The organism is Stutzerimonas kunmingensis (assembly GCF_032106285.1).
In the GTDB taxonomy this organism is placed as follows: domain Bacteria; phylum Pseudomonadota; class Gammaproteobacteria; order Pseudomonadales; family Pseudomonadaceae; genus Stutzerimonas; species Stutzerimonas kunmingensis_B.
In genome coordinates this window covers 1-17,683 of the sequence record NZ_DAMCPO010000015.1, presented here as the reverse complement: position 1 = coordinate 17,683, position 17,683 = coordinate 1, and the positions used below count along the sequence as shown (strand labels likewise).

18 protein-coding genes and 1 pseudogene are annotated in these 17,683 nt (G+C 60.5%); 12 read left to right on the top strand and 7 right to left on the bottom strand.

What is annotated here, in order from left to right:
- Positions 1-26: 26 nt before the first annotated feature.
- Positions 27-350, bottom strand: a complete 324-nt coding sequence (locus tag RT582_RS13250) for a Rieske (2Fe-2S) protein (RefSeq protein ID WP_312144909.1) — start codon at positions 348-350, stop codon at positions 27-29.
- 133 nt (positions 351-483) lie between these two features.
- On the opposite strand from RT582_RS13250, the gene RT582_RS13245 reads away from it, so the two are divergent.
- From RT582_RS13245 to RT582_RS13235, 3 genes are read left to right on the top strand one after another with little or no spacing between them, the layout of a single operon-like run.
- Positions 484-1,521: a FecCD family ABC transporter permease gene (locus RT582_RS13245; protein ID WP_104096845.1), complete on the top strand. Its 1,038-nt coding sequence runs from the start codon at positions 484-486 to the stop codon at positions 1,519-1,521.
- Positions 1,521-2,288 (top strand): heme ABC transporter ATP-binding protein, encoded by a 768-nt coding sequence (locus tag RT582_RS13240; protein WP_313477784.1) that lies wholly within the window; start codon positions 1,521-1,523, stop codon positions 2,286-2,288. Before RT582_RS13245 ends, RT582_RS13240 begins: the two co-directional genes overlap by 1 nt.
- 11 nt (positions 2,289-2,299) lie before the next feature.
- Entirely contained in the window at positions 2,300-3,193 is an 894-nt protein-coding gene (locus RT582_RS13235; RefSeq protein ID WP_104096847.1) for a ChaN family lipoprotein, read from the top strand.
- 207 nt (positions 3,194-3,400) lie between these two features.
- Here RT582_RS13235 and RT582_RS13230 read toward each other — a convergent pair whose 3' ends face one another.
- The 4 genes from RT582_RS13230 to RT582_RS13215 form a co-directional block, all read right to left on the bottom strand.
- Positions 3,401-4,198, bottom strand: coding sequence for a Crp/Fnr family transcriptional regulator (locus RT582_RS13230; RefSeq protein ID WP_003279890.1), 798 nt, complete (start codon positions 4,196-4,198; stop codon positions 3,401-3,403).
- A 111-nt stretch (positions 4,199-4,309) separates the two neighbouring features.
- Positions 4,310-4,573, bottom strand: coding sequence for a TfoX/Sxy family protein (locus tag RT582_RS13225; protein WP_003279889.1), 264 nt, complete (start codon positions 4,571-4,573; stop codon positions 4,310-4,312).
- An 18-nt stretch (positions 4,574-4,591) separates the two neighbouring features.
- Positions 4,592-5,377 (bottom strand): class I SAM-dependent methyltransferase, encoded by a 786-nt coding sequence (locus RT582_RS13220; protein WP_102821446.1) that lies wholly within the window; start codon positions 5,375-5,377, stop codon positions 4,592-4,594.
- A gap of 73 nt (positions 5,378-5,450) precedes the next feature.
- Positions 5,451-7,013, bottom strand: a complete 1,563-nt coding sequence (locus tag RT582_RS13215) for a bifunctional aminoglycoside phosphotransferase/ATP-binding protein (RefSeq protein ID WP_313477775.1) — start codon at positions 7,011-7,013, stop codon at positions 5,451-5,453.
- A gap of 158 nt (positions 7,014-7,171) precedes the next feature.
- Here RT582_RS13215 and mrcB point away from each other — a divergent pair, with 158 nt between their 5' ends.
- The 3 genes from mrcB (at position 7,172) to RT582_RS13200 (ending at position 10,590) form a co-directional block, all read left to right on the top strand.
- Positions 7,172-9,484, top strand: a complete 2,313-nt coding sequence (gene mrcB / locus RT582_RS13210; protein WP_058065490.1) for a penicillin-binding protein 1B — start codon at positions 7,172-7,174, stop codon at positions 9,482-9,484.
- Positions 9,485-9,550: 66 nt separating this feature from the next.
- Positions 9,551-10,255, top strand: a complete 705-nt coding sequence (locus tag RT582_RS13205) for a tetratricopeptide repeat protein (RefSeq protein ID WP_003279883.1) — start codon at positions 9,551-9,553, stop codon at positions 10,253-10,255.
- Positions 10,255-10,590 carry a YqcC family protein gene (locus tag RT582_RS13200; RefSeq protein WP_058065488.1) on the top strand — a complete coding sequence of 112 codons (336 nt, stop codon included), beginning with the start codon at positions 10,255-10,257 and terminating at the stop codon, positions 10,588-10,590. Before RT582_RS13205 ends, RT582_RS13200 begins: the two co-directional genes overlap by 1 nt.
- A gap of 36 nt (positions 10,591-10,626) precedes the next feature.
- Here RT582_RS13200 and RT582_RS13195 read toward each other — a convergent pair whose 3' ends face one another.
- Positions 10,627-11,064 (bottom strand): DUF4124 domain-containing protein, encoded by a 438-nt coding sequence (locus RT582_RS13195; RefSeq protein ID WP_003279878.1) that lies wholly within the window; start codon positions 11,062-11,064, stop codon positions 10,627-10,629.
- Positions 11,065-11,471: 407 nt separating this feature from the next.
- Here RT582_RS13195 and RT582_RS13190 point away from each other — a divergent pair, with 407 nt between their 5' ends.
- The 6 genes from RT582_RS13190 to msrQ all read left to right on the top strand — a co-directional run bounded on the left by RT582_RS13190 (position 11,472) and on the right by msrQ (position 17,461).
- Positions 11,472-13,196 carry an acetolactate synthase 3 large subunit gene (locus tag RT582_RS13190; RefSeq protein WP_058065614.1) on the top strand — a complete coding sequence of 575 codons (1,725 nt, stop codon included), beginning with the start codon at positions 11,472-11,474 and terminating at the stop codon, positions 13,194-13,196.
- Positions 13,197-13,198: 2 nt separating this feature from the next.
- Positions 13,199-13,690 carry an acetolactate synthase small subunit gene (gene ilvN / locus RT582_RS13185; protein WP_003279875.1) on the top strand — a complete coding sequence of 164 codons (492 nt, stop codon included), beginning with the start codon at positions 13,199-13,201 and terminating at the stop codon, positions 13,688-13,690.
- Positions 13,691-13,766: 76 nt separating this feature from the next.
- Positions 13,767-14,783, top strand: a complete 1,017-nt coding sequence (gene ilvC / locus RT582_RS13180) for a ketol-acid reductoisomerase (RefSeq protein ID WP_011914321.1) — start codon at positions 13,767-13,769, stop codon at positions 14,781-14,783.
- 153 nt (positions 14,784-14,936) lie between these two features.
- Positions 14,937-15,776, top strand: coding sequence for a CDP-diacylglycerol--serine O-phosphatidyltransferase (gene pssA, locus RT582_RS13175; protein ID WP_003279867.1), 840 nt, complete (start codon positions 14,937-14,939; stop codon positions 15,774-15,776).
- 54 nt (positions 15,777-15,830) lie between these two features.
- Entirely contained in the window at positions 15,831-16,838 is a 1,008-nt protein-coding gene (gene msrP / locus RT582_RS13170) for a protein-methionine-sulfoxide reductase catalytic subunit MsrP (RefSeq protein WP_313477763.1), read from the top strand.
- Positions 16,838-17,461, top strand: a complete 624-nt coding sequence (gene msrQ / locus RT582_RS13165) for a protein-methionine-sulfoxide reductase heme-binding subunit MsrQ (protein ID WP_313477760.1) — start codon at positions 16,838-16,840, stop codon at positions 17,459-17,461. Before msrP ends, msrQ begins: the two co-directional genes overlap by 1 nt.
- Before the next feature lie 17 nt (positions 17,462-17,478).
- Here the strand turns inward: msrQ and RT582_RS13160 are convergent.
- Positions 17,479-17,683, bottom strand: a pseudogene (locus RT582_RS13160) (hypothetical protein); the annotation flags it as partial.

Sequence of the window (17,683 nt, the reverse complement as noted above, 5' to 3'; positions counted from 1 at the left end):
CCCGGCGCCCGTGCTCAACTGTCGCTCTACCGATCAGTTTGCAACCAGATGCTGTCCTTGTCCTCGACTGCATCCAGCTGGCGCAGCGTCTGGCCGGCGCAGGGGCCGGCCACGCACTCACCGGATTCGATGAGAAACAGCGCGCCGTGAGTGGCGCATTGCAGCAGGCTGCCACTGTCGTCGAGGAACTGGTCGGGACGCCACTCCAGCGGAACACCGCGGTGTGGGCAACGGTTCTCGTACAGGTATGTCCGGCCATCCCGGCGCACGGCGATCACTTTCAGCTCCCCGACCGTGAAGCCGCGGCTCTGCCCTTCGAGAAGCTCGGATGTCGCGCACAATCTGATCATCGGGTCCTCCGCCATAAGCCGGAATTATCCCGCAGCCGGCGAGGAAGTGCAGTCGGATAATTTTTGCCGGGCTGGCGGCTGCGGCGGCGGGCTCTTATCCTTCGCCGCACATACCGCTTGGCAAAGCAATCCGATGGGTAGTCCGGTTCCTGCGCGCTTTCTGTTCTTCGTACTCGGCTTGTTGTTGCTGGTCGCGATCTGGCTGTCGCTGGCGCTGGGACCGCTGAGCCTGGCGCTGGGCGACAGTCTGGCTGCGGCGCTGCGCTTGGTAGGCGTGCCGATCGAAGCGTCCGGGCTCGAGCAGGCTGAGCTGATTCTTGCGCAGATCCGCCTGCCGCGGACCTTGCTGGGCTGCGCCGCCGGGGCAGTACTGGCGCTTTGCGGGGTGGCGATGCAGGGGCTGTTCCGCAACCCGCTGGCCGATCCAGGGCTGGTCGGGGTTTCCAGCGGTGCTGCGTTGGGCGCGGCGGTCGCCATAGTCGGTAGCACATTCATTCCGGCGTTGCCTGCGGGGTGGGAGCCCTACCTGCTGTCGGTCTTCGCCTTCGTTGGCGGGCTGGGCGTGACCTTGCTGGTTTACCGACTCGGCCGGCGCGACGGGCAGACCCACGTCGGCACGATGCTGCTGGCCGGCATTGCGCTGACCTCGCTGGCCGGTGCAGTGGTTGGGTTGTTCAGTTATCTGGCCGACGACAGAACGTTGCGCTCGCTGACCTTCTGGAATCTCGGCAGTCTGAACGGCGCCAGTTATGCACGGCTATGGCCGCTGCTGCTGATCACCATCGCAGTCGCACTGTGGCTGCCGCGGCGGGCGAAAGCCCTGAATGCGTTGTTGCTCGGCGAATCGGAAGCGCGTCATCTCGGTTTCGATGTGGAGCGGATCAAGCGTGAACTGGTGGTCTGCACGGCGCTGGGTGTCGGCGCAGCGGTGGCTGCTACCGGTCTGATCGGCTTTATCGGATTGGTGGTTCCGCACCTGATGCGCCTGTTGGTCGGCCCCGATCACCGCTTGCTGCTACCAGCTTCGGCACTTGCTGGCGGCAGCTTGCTGCTGCTTGCCGATGTCGCCGCGCGGCTGGTGATAGCGCCGGCGGAGCTGCCGATCGGCATTGTCACTGCGTTGCTCGGTGCACCTTTCTTCCTTTATCTGCTGTTGCGGGAGCGCCTCTGATGCTGGTGGGCCGCGATCTGACCGTGCGCCGTGGCGCGATAACGGCGCTGCAGGATGTTTCCCTCGAGCTGCGCCCTGGGCAGGTTTTCGGTGTGCTCGGCCCGAACGGTGCGGGCAAGAGCACGCTGCTGGCGACGTTATCCGGCGAGCTCAGGCCTTCCAGGGGGCAGGTCTTGCTCCACGGGCGGCCGCTCGGCGACTGGGCGGATGTGGAGCGCGCGCGTTGCCTAGCCGTGCTGCCGCAGAGTTCGACGCTCAGCTTCGCCTTCCGCGTGGCGGATGTGGTGGCCATGGGGCGCCTGCCTCATCGCACCGGGCGCGGAGCCGATGCCGCCTTCGTTGCAGCAGCGATGGCTGCGGCGGACGCGCGGCACCTTGCGACGCGCAGCTACCTCGAACTGTCTGGAGGCGAGCGTCAGCGTGTGCATCTCGCTCGGGTGCTGGCGCAGCTGTGGCCGGGCGAGACAGGGCAGGTGCTGATGCTCGACGAGCCTACGTCGATGCTCGATCCTGCGCACCAGCACAGCATTTTAAAGGCGGTCAGGGCCTTCGCCGCGCAAGGCGCCGCCGCTCTGGTGATCCTGCACGATCTGAATCTGGCTGCGCGCTATTGTGATCGGTTACTGCTGCTAAAGGATGGTCGGCCAATCGTGGCAGGGCCACCCGATGAAGTGCTGCAAGCCGAGCCGCTGCGAGCGGTATTCGGTCTGGATGTGTTGGTGCAGCGACATCCGGAACTCGGTCACCCGCTGATCATTGCCCGTTGAGGAGGTTCATCGTGCGCATTCTTGTGTTGCTTGTGCTGGGTTTGCTGACGGCATGCCATTCGCTACCGTCGCTACCTGAGTGGCAAAGTCCCGAAGGGCGTGAGCATCCGGAGCTCGGTCTGATCGTCGATCTGCGCAGTGACGCGGTACTCACGCCCGCGCAGCTGGTAGCGAAGCTGCAGGCGCAGGATCGGCTGCTGGTCGGCGAGCGGCACGACAACCCGGATCACCATGCGCTGCAGCTCTGGTTGCTGCGGGCGTTGGCCGAAGAACGTCCGCAGGGCAGCTTGTTGCTGGAGATGCTCGCCCCCCAACAGCAGGCGCTAGTCGATGCAGTGCGCCGCGAGGTGCGTGAGGGGCGAGCGCCAGCCGATCTTCCTGATGCATTGGGCTGGCAGAGGGGCTGGGATTGGGCTCAGTACGGAGCCCTGGTTTCACATGCACTCGCGCAGCCTTACCCATTGCTGCATGCCAATCTCGGGCGCGACGAAATCATGTCGATCTATCGTGCCGCACCGTCATTGCAGGGGCGCAAATCTGCGGCTGCGGCGGTAAGCGAGGCATTACTGGCGCAGATCGAGGTCTCTCACTGCGGGATGCTGCCGGCCTCCCAGCTGCCGGCGATGCTGGCGGTGCAGCAGCAGCGTGATCGACGCATGGCCGAGCGAACGCTCGCCGCAGCCGAGCCAGCCATGCTGCTGGCCGGCGCGTTCCATGTCCGTCGAGACCTGGGCGTGCCGTTGCATATCGAGGATCTGTCAGGGAAGTCAGTCGCGGTGTTGATGCTTGCTGAAGTGGGCGAGACGGTATCCGCTGCGCAGGCCGACTATGTCTGGTACACCCCGGCGCAACCGGAGCAGGATCATTGCGAACAGCTGCGCCGACCGGGGAAGCAACCTGGCTGACATTTTCTACAGGCAAAAAAAAGACCCGGCAGAGCCGGGTCAAAACCGTGATTAGCCTGATGAGGAGATAACCTGAAGGATCGACTGCCTGAGCCTTCAGCTATCGGCTGACCTCGCGATCAGTTGCGATAATAATAACAATTCTCATTTCTGCGTCAACAGTCTTTCGTGAAAATATTTTTGCGCTGCAAAAACGCCTTGTTCGCCTCAAACGGCGACATTGACTCGCAGGTGAGTGACTTCTTTATTTAGTAAGTCGATGCGCCGAGCCATGCTCTCAATAAGGCTATGAGCAATGCGCGGATTGCTTTGGGTCAGACCGAGAAACTGCTCCTTGGGAATGACCATGACCGTACAGGGTTCGCTGGCAACCACTGTTGCGCTGCGTCGCTCGCGGGTGAAGACTGCCATTGCGCCAAAGATCTCGTCCTTTTGTACGTCGCCCACCTTCTGTCCATCGACTACGGCCTCGGCATGGCCTTCGATGATGATGAACACATTGTCCGCCTCGTCTCCTTGGTGAATCAGCTCTTCACCAACGGCGAAGTGCTTGAAGCCAGTAGCCGGGCGTATCTCCGGTTGCTTTAGGCGCGCTAGGGCGTCGCCGAGTAGGGCCGTATGCCCGATCAGGTACTGAGTGAACAGCTCCTGGCGATGCTCGTCTGCGTGTATATGCTGAAACACTGCATTGCGCGAGTAGGGGATCAGGCTGACGGGCTCATCGCTGCAATAGCGGCAGTCCGGCAGGTCGCCAGACTGACGCAGCCCGACGAGGTCGCCTTCCTGTAGATAGAACAGCGCCTTATCGTCGATCAGCGCATGCAGCAGGCCGCTCTCGATGATGAACAGCTGCTGCGCAGGAAGCTCGGCGCACAGGTTGTCGGTGTGTTTGAGTTCAATATTTGGCCCCGATGGCTGCAGGCCTTCCAGCAATTGGCAGGGGATTGTTTGCAGGCGGTTGATCAGGCGATCGGCGTACGCCGGTTGCTCCCCGAGTAAATACATGTCGGTAATCCTTGAACGAACGGGCAGACGATTGGCAGGGTCACGTCGGCGCACAATAGGCTCGGGCAAGGTTCTGAGTAAATCTCGTCGAGCAGAGGTTGTGAGCTAGCTCTAGTTGTCGGGATTGGTGCCTAGATTTCGATTGAGCTCTTCTTTCAGCGGCGCTGGCAATTGCTGCCAGGGCACGTCGCGTAGTGCGCCTTCGATGGCATACAGCAGCACCTTCGAGGCGCCGAAGCCCCGAGACTTCACTGCGCGATATGAGCTCACCGCGCCCAGACGGCGTAGATCCGCCGCGGTGTGTATGCCCGATGCGTGCAGCCATTGCACCGAGGTCTTGCCGAGATTGCGGAGCGAAAGCAGTTCGTCGTGCATGGTGGCGTCCTTGCGGTGCTAGCGGTTGGGGAATCCCGTCAGAAAATGTAACGGCCAGCGGATGAGACGTCGCTGTTCGGCTGAGCCCCACGCCGACGACAGCTGCGACTCGATCATCGCAATGGGGTCGCGGCCTTGGCGCCGTTGCCACTGCTTTACGGCTGACCAGGTGCCTAGATAGCCAATCAGTTCTGAGAGGTTCCAATACGCTTCGAGTGCGAAGGCCGGGGTGTCGATACATGTAAATGGAACCTGGATATCGCTGTAACCAGCGTCGACGCTGGCGCGACCGGCTGGCCAGTAACCAGCGAGGGTCTCGCTATACAGAGTGCGGATGAGCGCATCTACCTCAGCCGATACCTCCAGCAGGCTGTAGCACCACGCGCAGAACAGGCCGCTCGGCTTCAGCGCTAGCTGTACCTGGGAGAAGAATGGTGGCGTGGCAAACCAGTGCAGCGCTTGCGCGACTACCAGTAGATCGAGCTGGCCACGACGCAGCGGGAGGTGTTCCGCGTCGGCGACGAATCGCTGCACCTCCGGCCAATCACCCCCTGCGCTGAGCTGCTCAGCACTGGCATCGCACGCCAAGACATGGCGAAAATATCGCGTCAGCGGCGAGCTGGCTTGCCCGTTACCTGCGGCGAGATCCAGTGCTGTGTCGGTCGTTGCGCACTGGTTTGCGAGCCAGCTGAACAGCGCCTCGGGGTAAGTCGGGCGAAAGCGTGCATAGTCAGTAGAGCGGCTAGAGAACAGCTGAATGCTATCGCTGGCTGGCTTAGCCGTAGGTGCTTCGCTGGCAGACATGGCAGTGTTCCATGATTGGAATACCGCAAGTATAGAAGCACCGCCGCGCTCTGCTGGCGGCGGTGCCTACCGGTCAGAGACCTGGCAGATGCTGGCGAATGCTCGCGACGAGTTCGTCGAGGCTGCCTGCGTCCTGCGTATCGACGCGACGACTGTGGAGGCGCTCGCTTTCACTTAGCGCTTCGCGGCTGGCTTGCTGGGCGTGTACTACGTCCATGGTGGCGTCGGATGGGTCGACACCTTCTGCCTGACGTTGCGCCAGCCACTGGGCGATCACCGCATCCGGAGCCTGGCAATCGAGAATCAGGAAGGGCACGCCGGTGGTCTCTGCCGCCTGCCAAGCATCCTGACGTTGCTGTTGTTTCAGGTATGCGGCATCGATCACCACGGAGAAGCCTGCCTGTAGCGCAGTTGTCGCCAGCTGGTGCAGGCGCTGATAGGTCTCGTCGCTGGCCTGCCGGCTATAGATGCCGGTATCGAGTTGGCCCTGCTGCGCCTCGGACTGCTCGCCGTGCAGGCGTTTGCGTTCGACATCCGAACGCAGACGTATCGCGCCAAGAGCCTCGACCAGACGCAGTGCGACATGGCTCTTGCCAACGGCGGATACGCCATGGGTGATCGCGAGAAAGCGTGAGGGAATGGCGCTGTAGCTCTCGGCCAGGTTGGCGTAGCTGCGGTACTGGCGCACGATCACTTTGCGCTGCACGGCGTCCTGCTCTTGATACAGGCGGAACAGGCTGACCTTGGCACGCACCAGTGCACGATAGGCCTTGTACAGATTCAGCAGCGCCAGTGCCGCATAGTCACCGGTGTGCTCAAACCAGCCATTGATGAACCGGCGCGCCTGGCACTTCAGGCCTCGGTCTTCGAGGTCCATCGCCAGGAATGCGGCATCGGAAGCGACATCGATCAAGCGGAACGGCTCGTTGAACTCGATGCAATCGAACAGCACGACGCTGCCATCGATCAATGTGGCATTGCCCAAGTGAAGGTCGCCGTGGCACTCGCGGACAAAACCCTGCTGGCAGCGCTGATCAAGCAACGGGCGCAGGCGCTCGACACTGGTCTCGGTCCACTCTTCGAGCGCGTCCAGCTGGCGCAGATCCGCCGCTTCGCTGAGTAGCGGTCGAATCTGCTCGAAGTTCTGCCGCATCGGCGCGACGATTGCGTCGGCGCTGCGCAGTGCATGCCCCTCCGGTACCTGAGGAGTGCTCTGGTGAAACTGTGCGATTTGCTCGGCCAGCGCGTCGATATGCGCATCCGTCAGCTCGCCCCGTGCCTGCAGCTCGGCCAGCAGCTGGGTCTGCGGAAATTCGCGCATCTTCAATACGTATTCGAAGGGTTCACCTGTACCGTTGATCTCTGGTGCCTCTGGCGAGCCGCTGACGGGCAGCACTTCGAGGTAAAGATCCGGTGCCATGCGCTGATTGAGGCGCAGCTCCTCTTCGCAGAAATGCTTGCGCGCCGCGAGATCGGTGAAAATGAGGAAGCCGAAGTCCACTGGCTTCTTGATTTTGTACGCGTAAGTGCCGGTGAGGATCACCCAGGAAATGTGGGTTTCGATGACCCTGCATCCCTCGGCGGGGTGCGGATAACACGCAGGGTTCTGCAGGGCGGCGATCAGTGCTTGGCTCACGGTCATTCCTTGTTGAAGTTCTTGAACGGGCGTGCGAGTCCACTGCAAAGCAGTTCACACAGTCGAAAAGTCGCTGGCATTATGGCCGTTGAGCGGTGCACTGCAAACTGCTGAGAGGCCGTCGGTCCGTCGCTGCAAAGTGCGTATAATGCGCCGCCATGACTAAACCTCGCTCCTCTCGTACACGCTCCAAGCGCCGCTCTGCGGGCGCTCGCCCCTGGTTGGGCTGGGCGATCAAACTGTCCATTGTCGGCCTGGTAATCCTGGCCGGTTTCGCTATCTATCTCGATGCCGTGGTGCAGGAGAAGTTTTCCGGCAAGCGCTGGACGATCCCGGCCAAGGTCTATGCGCGGCCGCTGGAGCTGTTCGTGGGCCAGAAGTTGGACAAGAACGACTTCTTGGCGGAATTGGACGCGTTGGGCTATCGCCGCGAAAAGGCGGTCAGCGGTCCGGGCGGGGCTTCTGTTGCGGGCAACGACATCGAATTGCATACCCGCGGCTTTCAGTTTTACGAAGGAGCGGAGCAGTCGCAGCGACTGCGGGTGCGCTTCTCCGGCGATTTTGTTGCCGGCCTGAACGCGGGCAACGGCAGCGCCACGCCCGTTGCTCGCCTTGAACCTGTGCTGATTGGCGGGCTGTACCCGGCGCATAACGAGGACCGGATTCTGATCAAGCTCGATCAGGTGCCGCCATATCTGATAGAGACACTTGTGGCGGTGGAGGACCGTGAGTTCTTCAATCACTTCGGTGTGTCACCCAAGTCGATTGCTCGCGCCGTGTGGGTCAACCTGACTGCGGGCCAGGTCCGGCAGGGTGGCAGTACTCTTACCCAGCAGTTGGTAAAGAACTTTTACCTGACCAATGAGCGCAGCCTCAACCGCAAGGCCACCGAGGCGATGATGGCGGTGCTGCTGGAGTTGCATTACGGAAAAGAGGAAATCCTCGAAGCCTATCTGAATGAGGTGTTTCTTGGTCAGGATGGCCGTCGCGCCGTGCATGGCTTCGGCCTGGCGAGCCAGTACTTCTTTGGACAGCCGCTGGCCGAGTTGAAGCTTCCGCAGGTAGCTCTGCTGGTCGGCATGGTGAAAGGTCCGACTTACTACAATCCTCGCCGCAACCCCGAGCGGGCGTTAGAGCGGCGCAATCTGGTTCTCGATCTGCTGGCTGAACAGCAGGTCGTCAGCGCTGAGGTCGTAGCCAAGGCCAAGCAGGCACCTTTGGGCGTGACCCAGCGTGGCAGCATGGCGGACAGCTCGTATCCGGCGTTCCTCGACCTCGTCAAACGCCAGCTGCGCGAGGATTATCGAGATGAGGACCTTACCGAAGAGGGCCTGCGAGTCTTCACCAGTTTCGATCCGATCCTTCAACTGAAGGCCGAGCAGGCCATGAGCGAAACGCTCAAGCGCCTCGGCAAGAGCACCGAGGGCGTTGAGGGCGCGATGATCGTGACCAACCCTGAAACCGGGGAGATTCAGGCAATGCTGGGCGGTCGCCAGCCTGGGTACGCCGGCTTCAACCGGGCATTGGACGCGTCGCGGCCGATCGGCTCGCTGATCAAACCTGCCATCTACCTAGCCGCGCTCGAGAAGCCCAGCCAGTACACGCTGACCAGTCTGCTCGAAGATGAGCCCTTTTCGGTCAAGGGTGCGGACGGGCAGATATGGAAGCCACAGAACTATGGCCGTCAGGCTTACGGCACCGTCTATCTCTATCAGGCGCTCGCCAACTCCTACAACCTGTCCACAGCGAGGCTGGGGCTCGATCTGGGCGTACCGAACGTACTGAAGACACTCGAGCGGCTGGGTGCCTCGCCGAAATGGCCGGCCTATCCTTCGATGTTGCTCGGCGCGGGTGGGCTGAAGCCGATCGAAGTGGCGGACATGTACCAGACGCTCGCCAATGGTGGCTTCAATACACCGTTACGCGGCATCCGCAGTGTGCTGACAGCTGACGGCGAACCGCTCAAGCGCTATCCGTTTCAGATTCAGCAGCGCTTCGATCCGGGAGCCATCTACCTTACGCAGTACGCGATGCAGCGCGCCATGAGCGAGGGGACGGGGCGATCTGCCTACAATCGTCTGCCGCGGTCGCTCAATCTGGCCGGCAAGACCGGCACCACCAATGATTCGCGTGACAGCTGGTTTGCCGGCTTCAGCCAGGATTTGCTGGCGGTGGTCTGGTTGGGGCGTGATGACAACGGTAAGACGTCGCTGACCGGGGCAACGGGTGCGCTGCAGGTGTGGAGTGATTTCATGCGTCGTGCTGATCCGCTGCCTCTGCAGATGCCGATGCCGGATAACGTGGCTTATGCCTGGGTAGATGCTAGAAGTGGTCTGGGCACCGATGAGCGTTGCCCGGATGCCGTACAGATGCCCTATATTCGCGGCAGCGAACCAGCCGCAGGACCTGGCTGCGGCATTCAGGCACCTGCGGAGTCGGTCATGGATTGGGTGCGTGGCTGGCTGCAATAGCAGCGCGGCCCGCGGTGCATCTCGTGCTATTTGTCGAAGAGGTTGTAATTAGTGAACAAGCAGTGGATGACTGTTGTTGCAGCGGTGGCTCTGATTCAGGGCTGTGCCACCGTGGATCGCCGCTCGATTCCGGTTGTTGATGCGGGGGCTCCCGTGTCCGAGGAAATTGCCGCTCGTCAGGGCTATCGTGCGCCGGCCGCCGCGGCGCCGCGTCAGCAGCAGGAGGACTCAGGTGTGGTCGTAATGGTGCCGCAGGGCACCTCTGCACCTCTTGAGACATTCGCCGCGCCTGATGTGCCGTTCTCCGGCGCGATCGATACGACGAGCGGGACGCAGCAGCCAGCCTGGCAGCCTGCACCTTCGATATCCGCCCCGGTCAGTGCGCCCCAGCCAAGCATGCCCAGTGGCATTCCCTCGTCCCGTAGTGGCCTAGCTGCCGACGAGCAACTCGATGGTCCCGTCCTGGCTCTGCTGACCACTGCCCAGCAACAGCAGGGTGGTGGCGACTTGAATGGTGCTGCATCCAGCCTCGAGCGTGCCCAGCGCATCGCTCCGCGCGAGCCGCAGGTGCTTTATCGCTTGGCCCAGGTTCGTCTGGCTCAAGGCGATGCAACGCAGGCCGAGCAGCTGTCACGGCGCGCGCTGAGTTATGCCGGTGACCGCCCGGCCTTGCAGGCGAGCCTGTGGGAGCTGATCGCTCAGGCGCGCGAGAGGCAGGGCGACAGCGCAGGTGCCGCTCAGGCTCGTGAGCGCGCCAAGGTCAGCCTGTGATGGATAAGCGCCTGCCGGCGGTCGCGCAGCAGCTGCTATTGATCGAGCGTGAGCTGCGGGCGTTGGAGCTTTGGGGTGTCGAGAGTCCGGGGGCGGAGGCGCTTGCCAGTGTCGAACCGTTTTGCGTGGATACGCTGCGGTTCGAGGAGTGGCTGCAATGGATTTTCCTGCCCCGGATGAAAACCATCGTTGAGGCGGATCATCCATTACCGGCTGTGTCTGGCATCTGTGCAATGGCTGAGATGGCCTATCGAGATGCGCAAGTCGCGAGCCTGCTAGAGGCGTTGCGAGGCTTCGACGAGCTGATCGATGCGCCTAGCGCCTCGGGTTCATGAGGCGCTGCTGTAGCGCGTTCTCGCTCAGTGGCTTGATCAGTTGCAGTGTTCGGCGATTTTGTCGCGGGTTTCAGCGATCCGCGCCTGCCGCTCTTCTTCGGTAACCCGCCGGGTCTCGCCATTGTCCTCGACGCGCACGCGTGGATTGTTCTGCAACTGGGCCAGGTTCGTGCGCATGCTTTCGCAATAACGCTTGCGCTCAGCTTCTTGGGCGGCGACCTGCTGTTTAACCTTGCGGTCAATGCTGTTTTGGTCTGCCTCGCTACCGGTTTCATCCGGTGCGCTGGTGTCTGGCTTCGCGGCTGGTTTTGCCGGCGCCGTCACTGTGTTGACAGTTTCCACCTGCTGCCCTTGCGGCGGTTGCGCGCCGAAGTGCGTAACTCCCTGAGCGTCTACCCACTTGTACACCTGGGCAGCCATGACGTTGCCGCAAAGCGCCAGTAGCAAGCCGCCCGCAAGAAACATGAATCGCATGTCGTTACCTTCATTGGAATCGGAAACCGGCAGTCACTATACCCAAAAGCCAACGCGCTGCTTCTGCACCCTGTCACAGCTCAAGGTTGCTCAAACACAACGGCAAGCTTGACTTGCTGGTGCTGAATCCGAACAATTCGAAGCTTGCTGTCCTGAGTCGCCTCGCCGCAAGCGATACCGGCTCAGTCTAGACAGACATGAGGTGCTACCCGCGCCGACCTGCATCACCCGCAACGCGTTACCTCGCGCTGGGTGGAGAGCCCGAGACACCAGGGTCTCTTCCAATACTGGCTCAGTCAGTGGCTGACGTAGTCGGCGACCACCGTCGCTCATGCCCTGCTAGCAGTAAACCTATTTCTGGCGGCTCCGACTTGGAATCGCTATCTGGCGTTTCAGAGGTGAACAACGTGGAACTCTTATCCGGCGCTGAAATGGTCGTCCGCTCCCTGCGTGACGAAGGCGTTAAGTACATCTACGGGTACCCGGGCGGTGCCGTCCTGCATATCTACGATGCGCTTTTCAAGGAAAAGGCCATCGAACATATCCTGGTTCGTCACGAGCAGGCCGCCACGCACATGGCTGATGGCTATGCGCGCGCGACCGGCAAGGCCGGCGTGGTGCTGGTGACATCCGGACCAGGGGCGACTAACGCCATCACCGGTATCGCCACCGCCTTCATGGACTCGATCCCGATGGTGGTCATCTCCGGTCAGGTGCCGAGCAACATGGTCGGCACCGATGCCTTCCAGGAAACCGACATGATCGGTATCTCCCGGCCCATCGTGAAGCACAGCTTCATGATCAAGCATCCTTCGGAAATCCCCGAAGTGATGAAAAAAGCGTTCTATCTCGCCGAATCCGGGCGTCCAGGGCCGGTTGTCATCGACATTCCGAAGGACATGACCAACCCGGCCGAGAAGTTCGAGTACGTCTATCCGAAGAAGGCCAAGCTGCGTTCGTACAGCCCGGCCGTGCGTGGGCATTCGGGCCAGATTCGCAAAGCGGCGGAACTGCTGCTGGGAGCCAAGCGACCCATCATCTACGCCGGTGGCGGCGTGATTCTGGGCAAGGCCTCGGCGCAACTGACCGAGCTGGCGAAGATGCTCAACCTGCCGGTGACCAACACCCTGATGGGCTTGGGTTGCTATCCGGGCGGTGACCGCCAGTTCGTCGGCATGCTCGGCATGCACGGCAGTTACACCGCCAACCTGGCCATGCACCATTCCGACGTGATCCTGGCGGTCGGTGCGCGCTTCGATGACCGCGTCATCAATGGTGCTGCGAAATTCTGCCCGAACGCCAAGATCATCCATATCGACATCGACCCGGCGTCCATCTCCAAGACCATCAAGGCCGACATTCCGATCGTCGGTCCGGTCGACAGTGTGCTGACCGAGATGGTCGCCATCGTCAAGGAAATCGGTCAGACGCCGAATGCCGAGACGGTCGCCAGCTGGTGGAAACAGATCGACGAGTGGCGCGGCAACCGTGGCCTGTTCCCCTACGACAAGGGCGATGGTTCGATCATCAAGCCTCAGGCCGCCATCGAGGTCCTTTGCGAAGTGACCAAGGGCGATGCCTATGTAGCTTCGGACGTCGGTCAACACCAGATGTTCGCCTGCCAGTATTACAAGTTCGACAAGCCCAACCGATGGCTCAACTCGGGCGGCCTCGGCACCATGGGCTTTGGTCTGCCTGCAGCCATGGGCGTGAAGCTGAACTTCCCCGAAGCCGATGTCGCGGTGGTGACGGGTGAGGGCAGCATCCAGATGAACATCCAGGAGCTGTCCACCTGCCTGCAGTACGACCTGCCGGTGAAGATCATCAACCTCAACAACGGTGCGCTGGGAATGGTTCGCCAGTGGCAGGACATGGTGTACAACAGCCGCTATTCGCACTCCTACATGGAGTCGCTGCCTGACTTCGTCAAGCTGGCCGAGGCTTATGGTCACGTCGGAATGCGCATCACCGACCTCAAGGACCTCAAGCCAATGATGGAAGAGGCGTTCGCCATGAAGGATCGCCTGGTCTTCCTGGATATCGCTGTCGATACCGCCGAGCACGTCTATCCGATGCAGATCAAAGACGGTGCAATGCGCGATATGTGGCTGAGCAAGACGGAGCGGACCTGATCATGAGACACATCATTTCCCTGCTGATGGAAAACGAACCGGGTGCATTGTCTCGTGTGGTCGGCCTGTTTTCGCAACGCAACTACAACATCGAAAGCCTCACCGTGGCGCCGACCGAGGATCCGACCCTGTCGCGTCTGACGCTGACCACGGTAGGTCACGAGGAGGTGATCGAACAGATCACCAAGAACCTCAACAAGCTGGTTGAGGTGGTCAAGCTGGTAGACCTGTCGGAAAGCGCCCATATCGAGCGTGAACTGATGCTCATCAAGGTCAAGGCCACCGGCGCCCAGCGTGCCGAGGTTAAGCGCACCACCGATATCTTCCGCGGGCAGATCGTCGACGTGACTACCAGCGTCTATACGATTCAGCTCGCCGGAACCAGTGACAAGCTGGACAGTTTCATTCAGGCCGTGGGCACCGCTTCGATCCTGGAAGTTGTGCGCAGTGGCGTTACCGGGATTTCTCGCGGTGACAAAGTACTGAGTATCTAACGGCTGTCGGACACGCGTCTCGGCACTCAACTACGTTTTATCGAATGGCCCACGAGGCCGGCAACAGGGGTAATTCATGAAGGTTTCTTACGATAAAGACTGCGACCTCTCCATCATTCAGGGCAAGAAGGTCGCCATCATCGGTTACGGCTCCCAGGGTCACGCGCACGCGTGCAACCTGAAGGATTCCGGCGTCGACGTCACCGTCGGCCTGCGTCCGGGCTCGTCCTCCATTGCCAAGGCCGAGGCCCATGGCCTGAAGGTCAGCGACGTGCCGGCTGCCGTTGCCGCTGCCGATCTGGTAATGATCCTGACCCCGGACGAGTTCCAGGGCCGTCTGTACAAGGACGAAGTCGAGCCGAACCTGAAGCAGGGCGCGACTCTGGCCTTCGCTCACGGCTTCTCGATCCACTACAACCAGGTTGTACCGCGTGCCGATCTGGACGTGATCATGATCGCTCCCAAGGCGCCGGGTCACACCGTGCGTTCCGAGTTCGTCAAGGGCGGCGGCATCCCTGATCTGATCGCGATTTACCAGGACGCTTCCGGCAATGCTCGTAACGTCGCACTGTCCTACGCCTGTGGCGTTGGCGGTGGTCGTACCGGCATCATCGAAACCACCTTCAAGGACGAAACCGAAACCGATCTGTTCGGCGAGCAGGCTGTTCTTTGTGGTGGTTGCGTTGAGCTGGTCAAGGCTGGCTTTGAAACACTGGTCGAAGCTGGCTACGCGCCGGAAATGGCCTACTTCGAGTGCCTGCACGAGCTGAAGCTGATCGTCGATCTGATGTTCGAAGGCGGCATCGCCAACATGAACTACTCGATCTCCAACAACGCCGAGTACGGCGAGTACGTGACCGGTCCTGAAGTAATCAACGCCGAATCCCGTGCTGCCATGCGCAATGCCCTGAAGCGCATTCAGGATGGTGAGTACGCCAAGATGTTCATCACCGAAGGTGCCGCAAACTATCCGTCGATGACTGCCTACCGTCGCAACAATGCGGCTCACGGTATCGAGGTGGTTGGTGAGAAGCTGCGCGCAATGATGCCTTGGATCGCGGCGAACAAGATCGTCGACAAGAGCAAGAACTGATCCTTCTCCTGCTCAACAAAACGCGGCTTCGGCCGCGTTTTTTCGTTCTGTCTGCCTGGCTTCTGGTATAAATCGCGGGTTTGGCCAGGCTGAACCGCAGGTCCATCGGCCTGGTCGAAATCTATCCGTACCTGTTGTAGAAGGTGAATGCGCATGAGTGGACAACCCGAAGAGCCAAACAAGCCAGTCGAGCCAGAGAGCATTCTGCCGATCGACGAGCATGTCGAGGAAATCCAGGAGCCTGACGGCCGCAAGGTGCGCCATCGTGGCATTTACCTGCTGCCCAACCTGTTCACCACCGCCAATCTGTTTGCCGGATTCTTTTCGATCATTACGGCCATTAACGGAAACTTCTATGTAGCCGCGGCCACGGTGTTTGTCGCGATGGTGCTCGATGGGCTGGATGGCCGCGTGGCGCGTTTGACCAATACTCAAAGCGCTTTTGGTGCCGAGTACGATTCGCTGTCTGACATGGTAGCGTTTGGTCTGGCGCCAGCGGTGCTGGCGTACGAGTGGGCTTTGTCCGAGCTGGGCAATGTCGGCCTTACCGTTGCGTTCATTTATGTCGCATGCGCCGCGCTGCGCTTGGCTCGTTTCAATACGCAGATTGGCAAGGTGGACAAGCGCTGGTTCATCGGTCTGGCCAGTCCGGCCGCAGCGGGTGTCGTAGCCGGTTGGGTGTGGGCCGTTTGGGCGCTGGATGATGTCGGCATCCGTGGGGGCGATCTGCCGCTGGTACTGGTCATGCTGTTCGCGCTGATGGTCGCTGCTGCCGGTCTATTGATGGTGAGCAATATCAAGTACTACAGCTTCAAGGATCTGGATCTGAAGGGGCGCGTTCCCTTTGTTGCCATTCTTGTAGTGGTACTGGTGTTCGCCGTTGTGTTTAGTGATCCGCCGCGTATTCTGCTTTTGATCTTCCTGGCGTATGCGGTTTCCGGTCCCGTGCAGTACCTGATGCAGGTGCGCCGTCGCAAACGTGTCGAGGGTTGATTTTCAATCCGGCTGCGCGTATTGCTTCAACGGAGCCAATACGCGGAGCTACCCATGCTTATCAAGATTGCCGCCTCTGGCCAGTGTCGTGAATCAGAAGTAACACCCGAGGCGGCTTACTTCAGTCGCCGACAGGTGCTCGTTGGAGCGGTGCTCTCCGGTGCCGTGGCCGGAGTGCCTTCTCTCTCCAGTGCTTCCGAGCGCTACCCGGGTGTTACCCCGCCGCCTGGGCCGAAATGGTTCACTGACAAAATGGCCGAGGCCAGGTGGGAGGCGGTGGTCCCCGAAGGCGAGGCCATAACGCCTTTTAAAGATGCTAGCCAATACAACAACTTCTACGAGTTCGGCCCTGATAAGGGGGACCCGGCGCGATACGCTTCGGCTTTGAAGGTCGAGCCTTGGTCGGTCTTGATCGACGGCGAGGTCGACCGGCCCGGGCGCTACGCTCTTGAGGATCTATGTTCGGAAAGTCGGCTTGAGGAGCGCATCTATCGGCTTCGCTGTGTAGAAGCCTGGTCGATGGTCATTCCTTGGCTGGGTTTTCCTCTCGCCGATCTGGTTCGCAAGGTACAGCCGCACTCGTCCGCCAAGTTCATTCGCTTCGAAACGGCGTACCGGCCGGAGGAAATGCGCGGAACCCGCTCCGGGTTTGGCCTGATCGATTGGCCCTATGTCGAAGGGTTGCGAATGGATGAAGCCTTGCACCCGCTGACCTTGCTCGCGGTGGGCATGTATGGTCGTACTTTGCCTAATCAGAATGGGGCGCCGCTGCGTTTGGTTGTTCCGTGGAAGTACGGTTTCAAAAGCATCAAGTCGATCGTGCGCATCAGTTTCGTACGCGACCAGCCGGCAACGACTTGGCAGTCGATGGCGCCGCAGGAATATGGGTTCTATGCGAACGTGAATCCGAGGGTATCGCATCCGCGATGGTCGCAAGCTCGTGAGCGCCGGCTCCCAGGAAGCCTGTTCAGCACAAACCTCCGGGACACCCAACTGTTCAACGGCTACGCGGAGCAAGTCGCGGGGTTATATAGCTCGATGGATCTCAGTAAGGACTATTGATGCGCTACCCCGTGTGGCGGCCGGCGGTTTTCGCCTGCGCCGCGAGCTTGCCGTTGTATTGGCTGTATCTGGGCTGGCAGTTCGCGCTTGGTCCTGACCCAGGCAAGGTGCTGGTCGATAATCTCGGTGAGGGTGCGCTGGTTTTGCTGCTTCTGACGCTTTCGATGACTCCGATGCAACGGCTGACTGAATGGGGTGGCTGGCTTGCCGTCCGACGTCAGCTCGGACTGTGGTGTTTCACCTATGCACTGCTGCACCTGAGTGGTTATCTATACTTCTTATTGGGTGGCGAGTTTTCTCGTTTGGGCGAGGAATTGCGCGAACGCCCCTATGTTCTGGTCGGTGGACTAGGGTTTGTCGGACTGACCGTCTTGGCGATGACATCATCCCGGTGGAGCATGCGTCGGCTTGGTAAGCGCTGGAAAAAGGTGCATCGCCTGGTTTACATCATCGTCATAGTGGTGCTGTTACATATGCTCTGGGTGGTTCGTGCGGACTCTGCGCGTTGGTTCCTCTATGCCGGCACCGGTGTAGCTCTACTTCTGCTACGCGTTCCTGTCGTAGCTGCTGCTCTCGATACGCTGCGTGGCATAAGAGGTAAGTCAGGAAGAAAACTGAAATAAACGGTTGACGGTAGTTTTCAGGCCCCTATAATGCGCACCACTTCCGGCGCAGTCCTCAAGCAAAACCTCTTGTAAATCAAAAGGTTAGCTAAATAAAAGGATTGCACGGATGGCGGATTCGAGTAGAATGCGCCGGGCTGACAGGGTGGTGGTTGAGTCCTGTTGGTGGCTTCGGTCGGGTTGATCGGAAGCGGTTGAAAGAGGTGGTTGACAGCGGTTTTG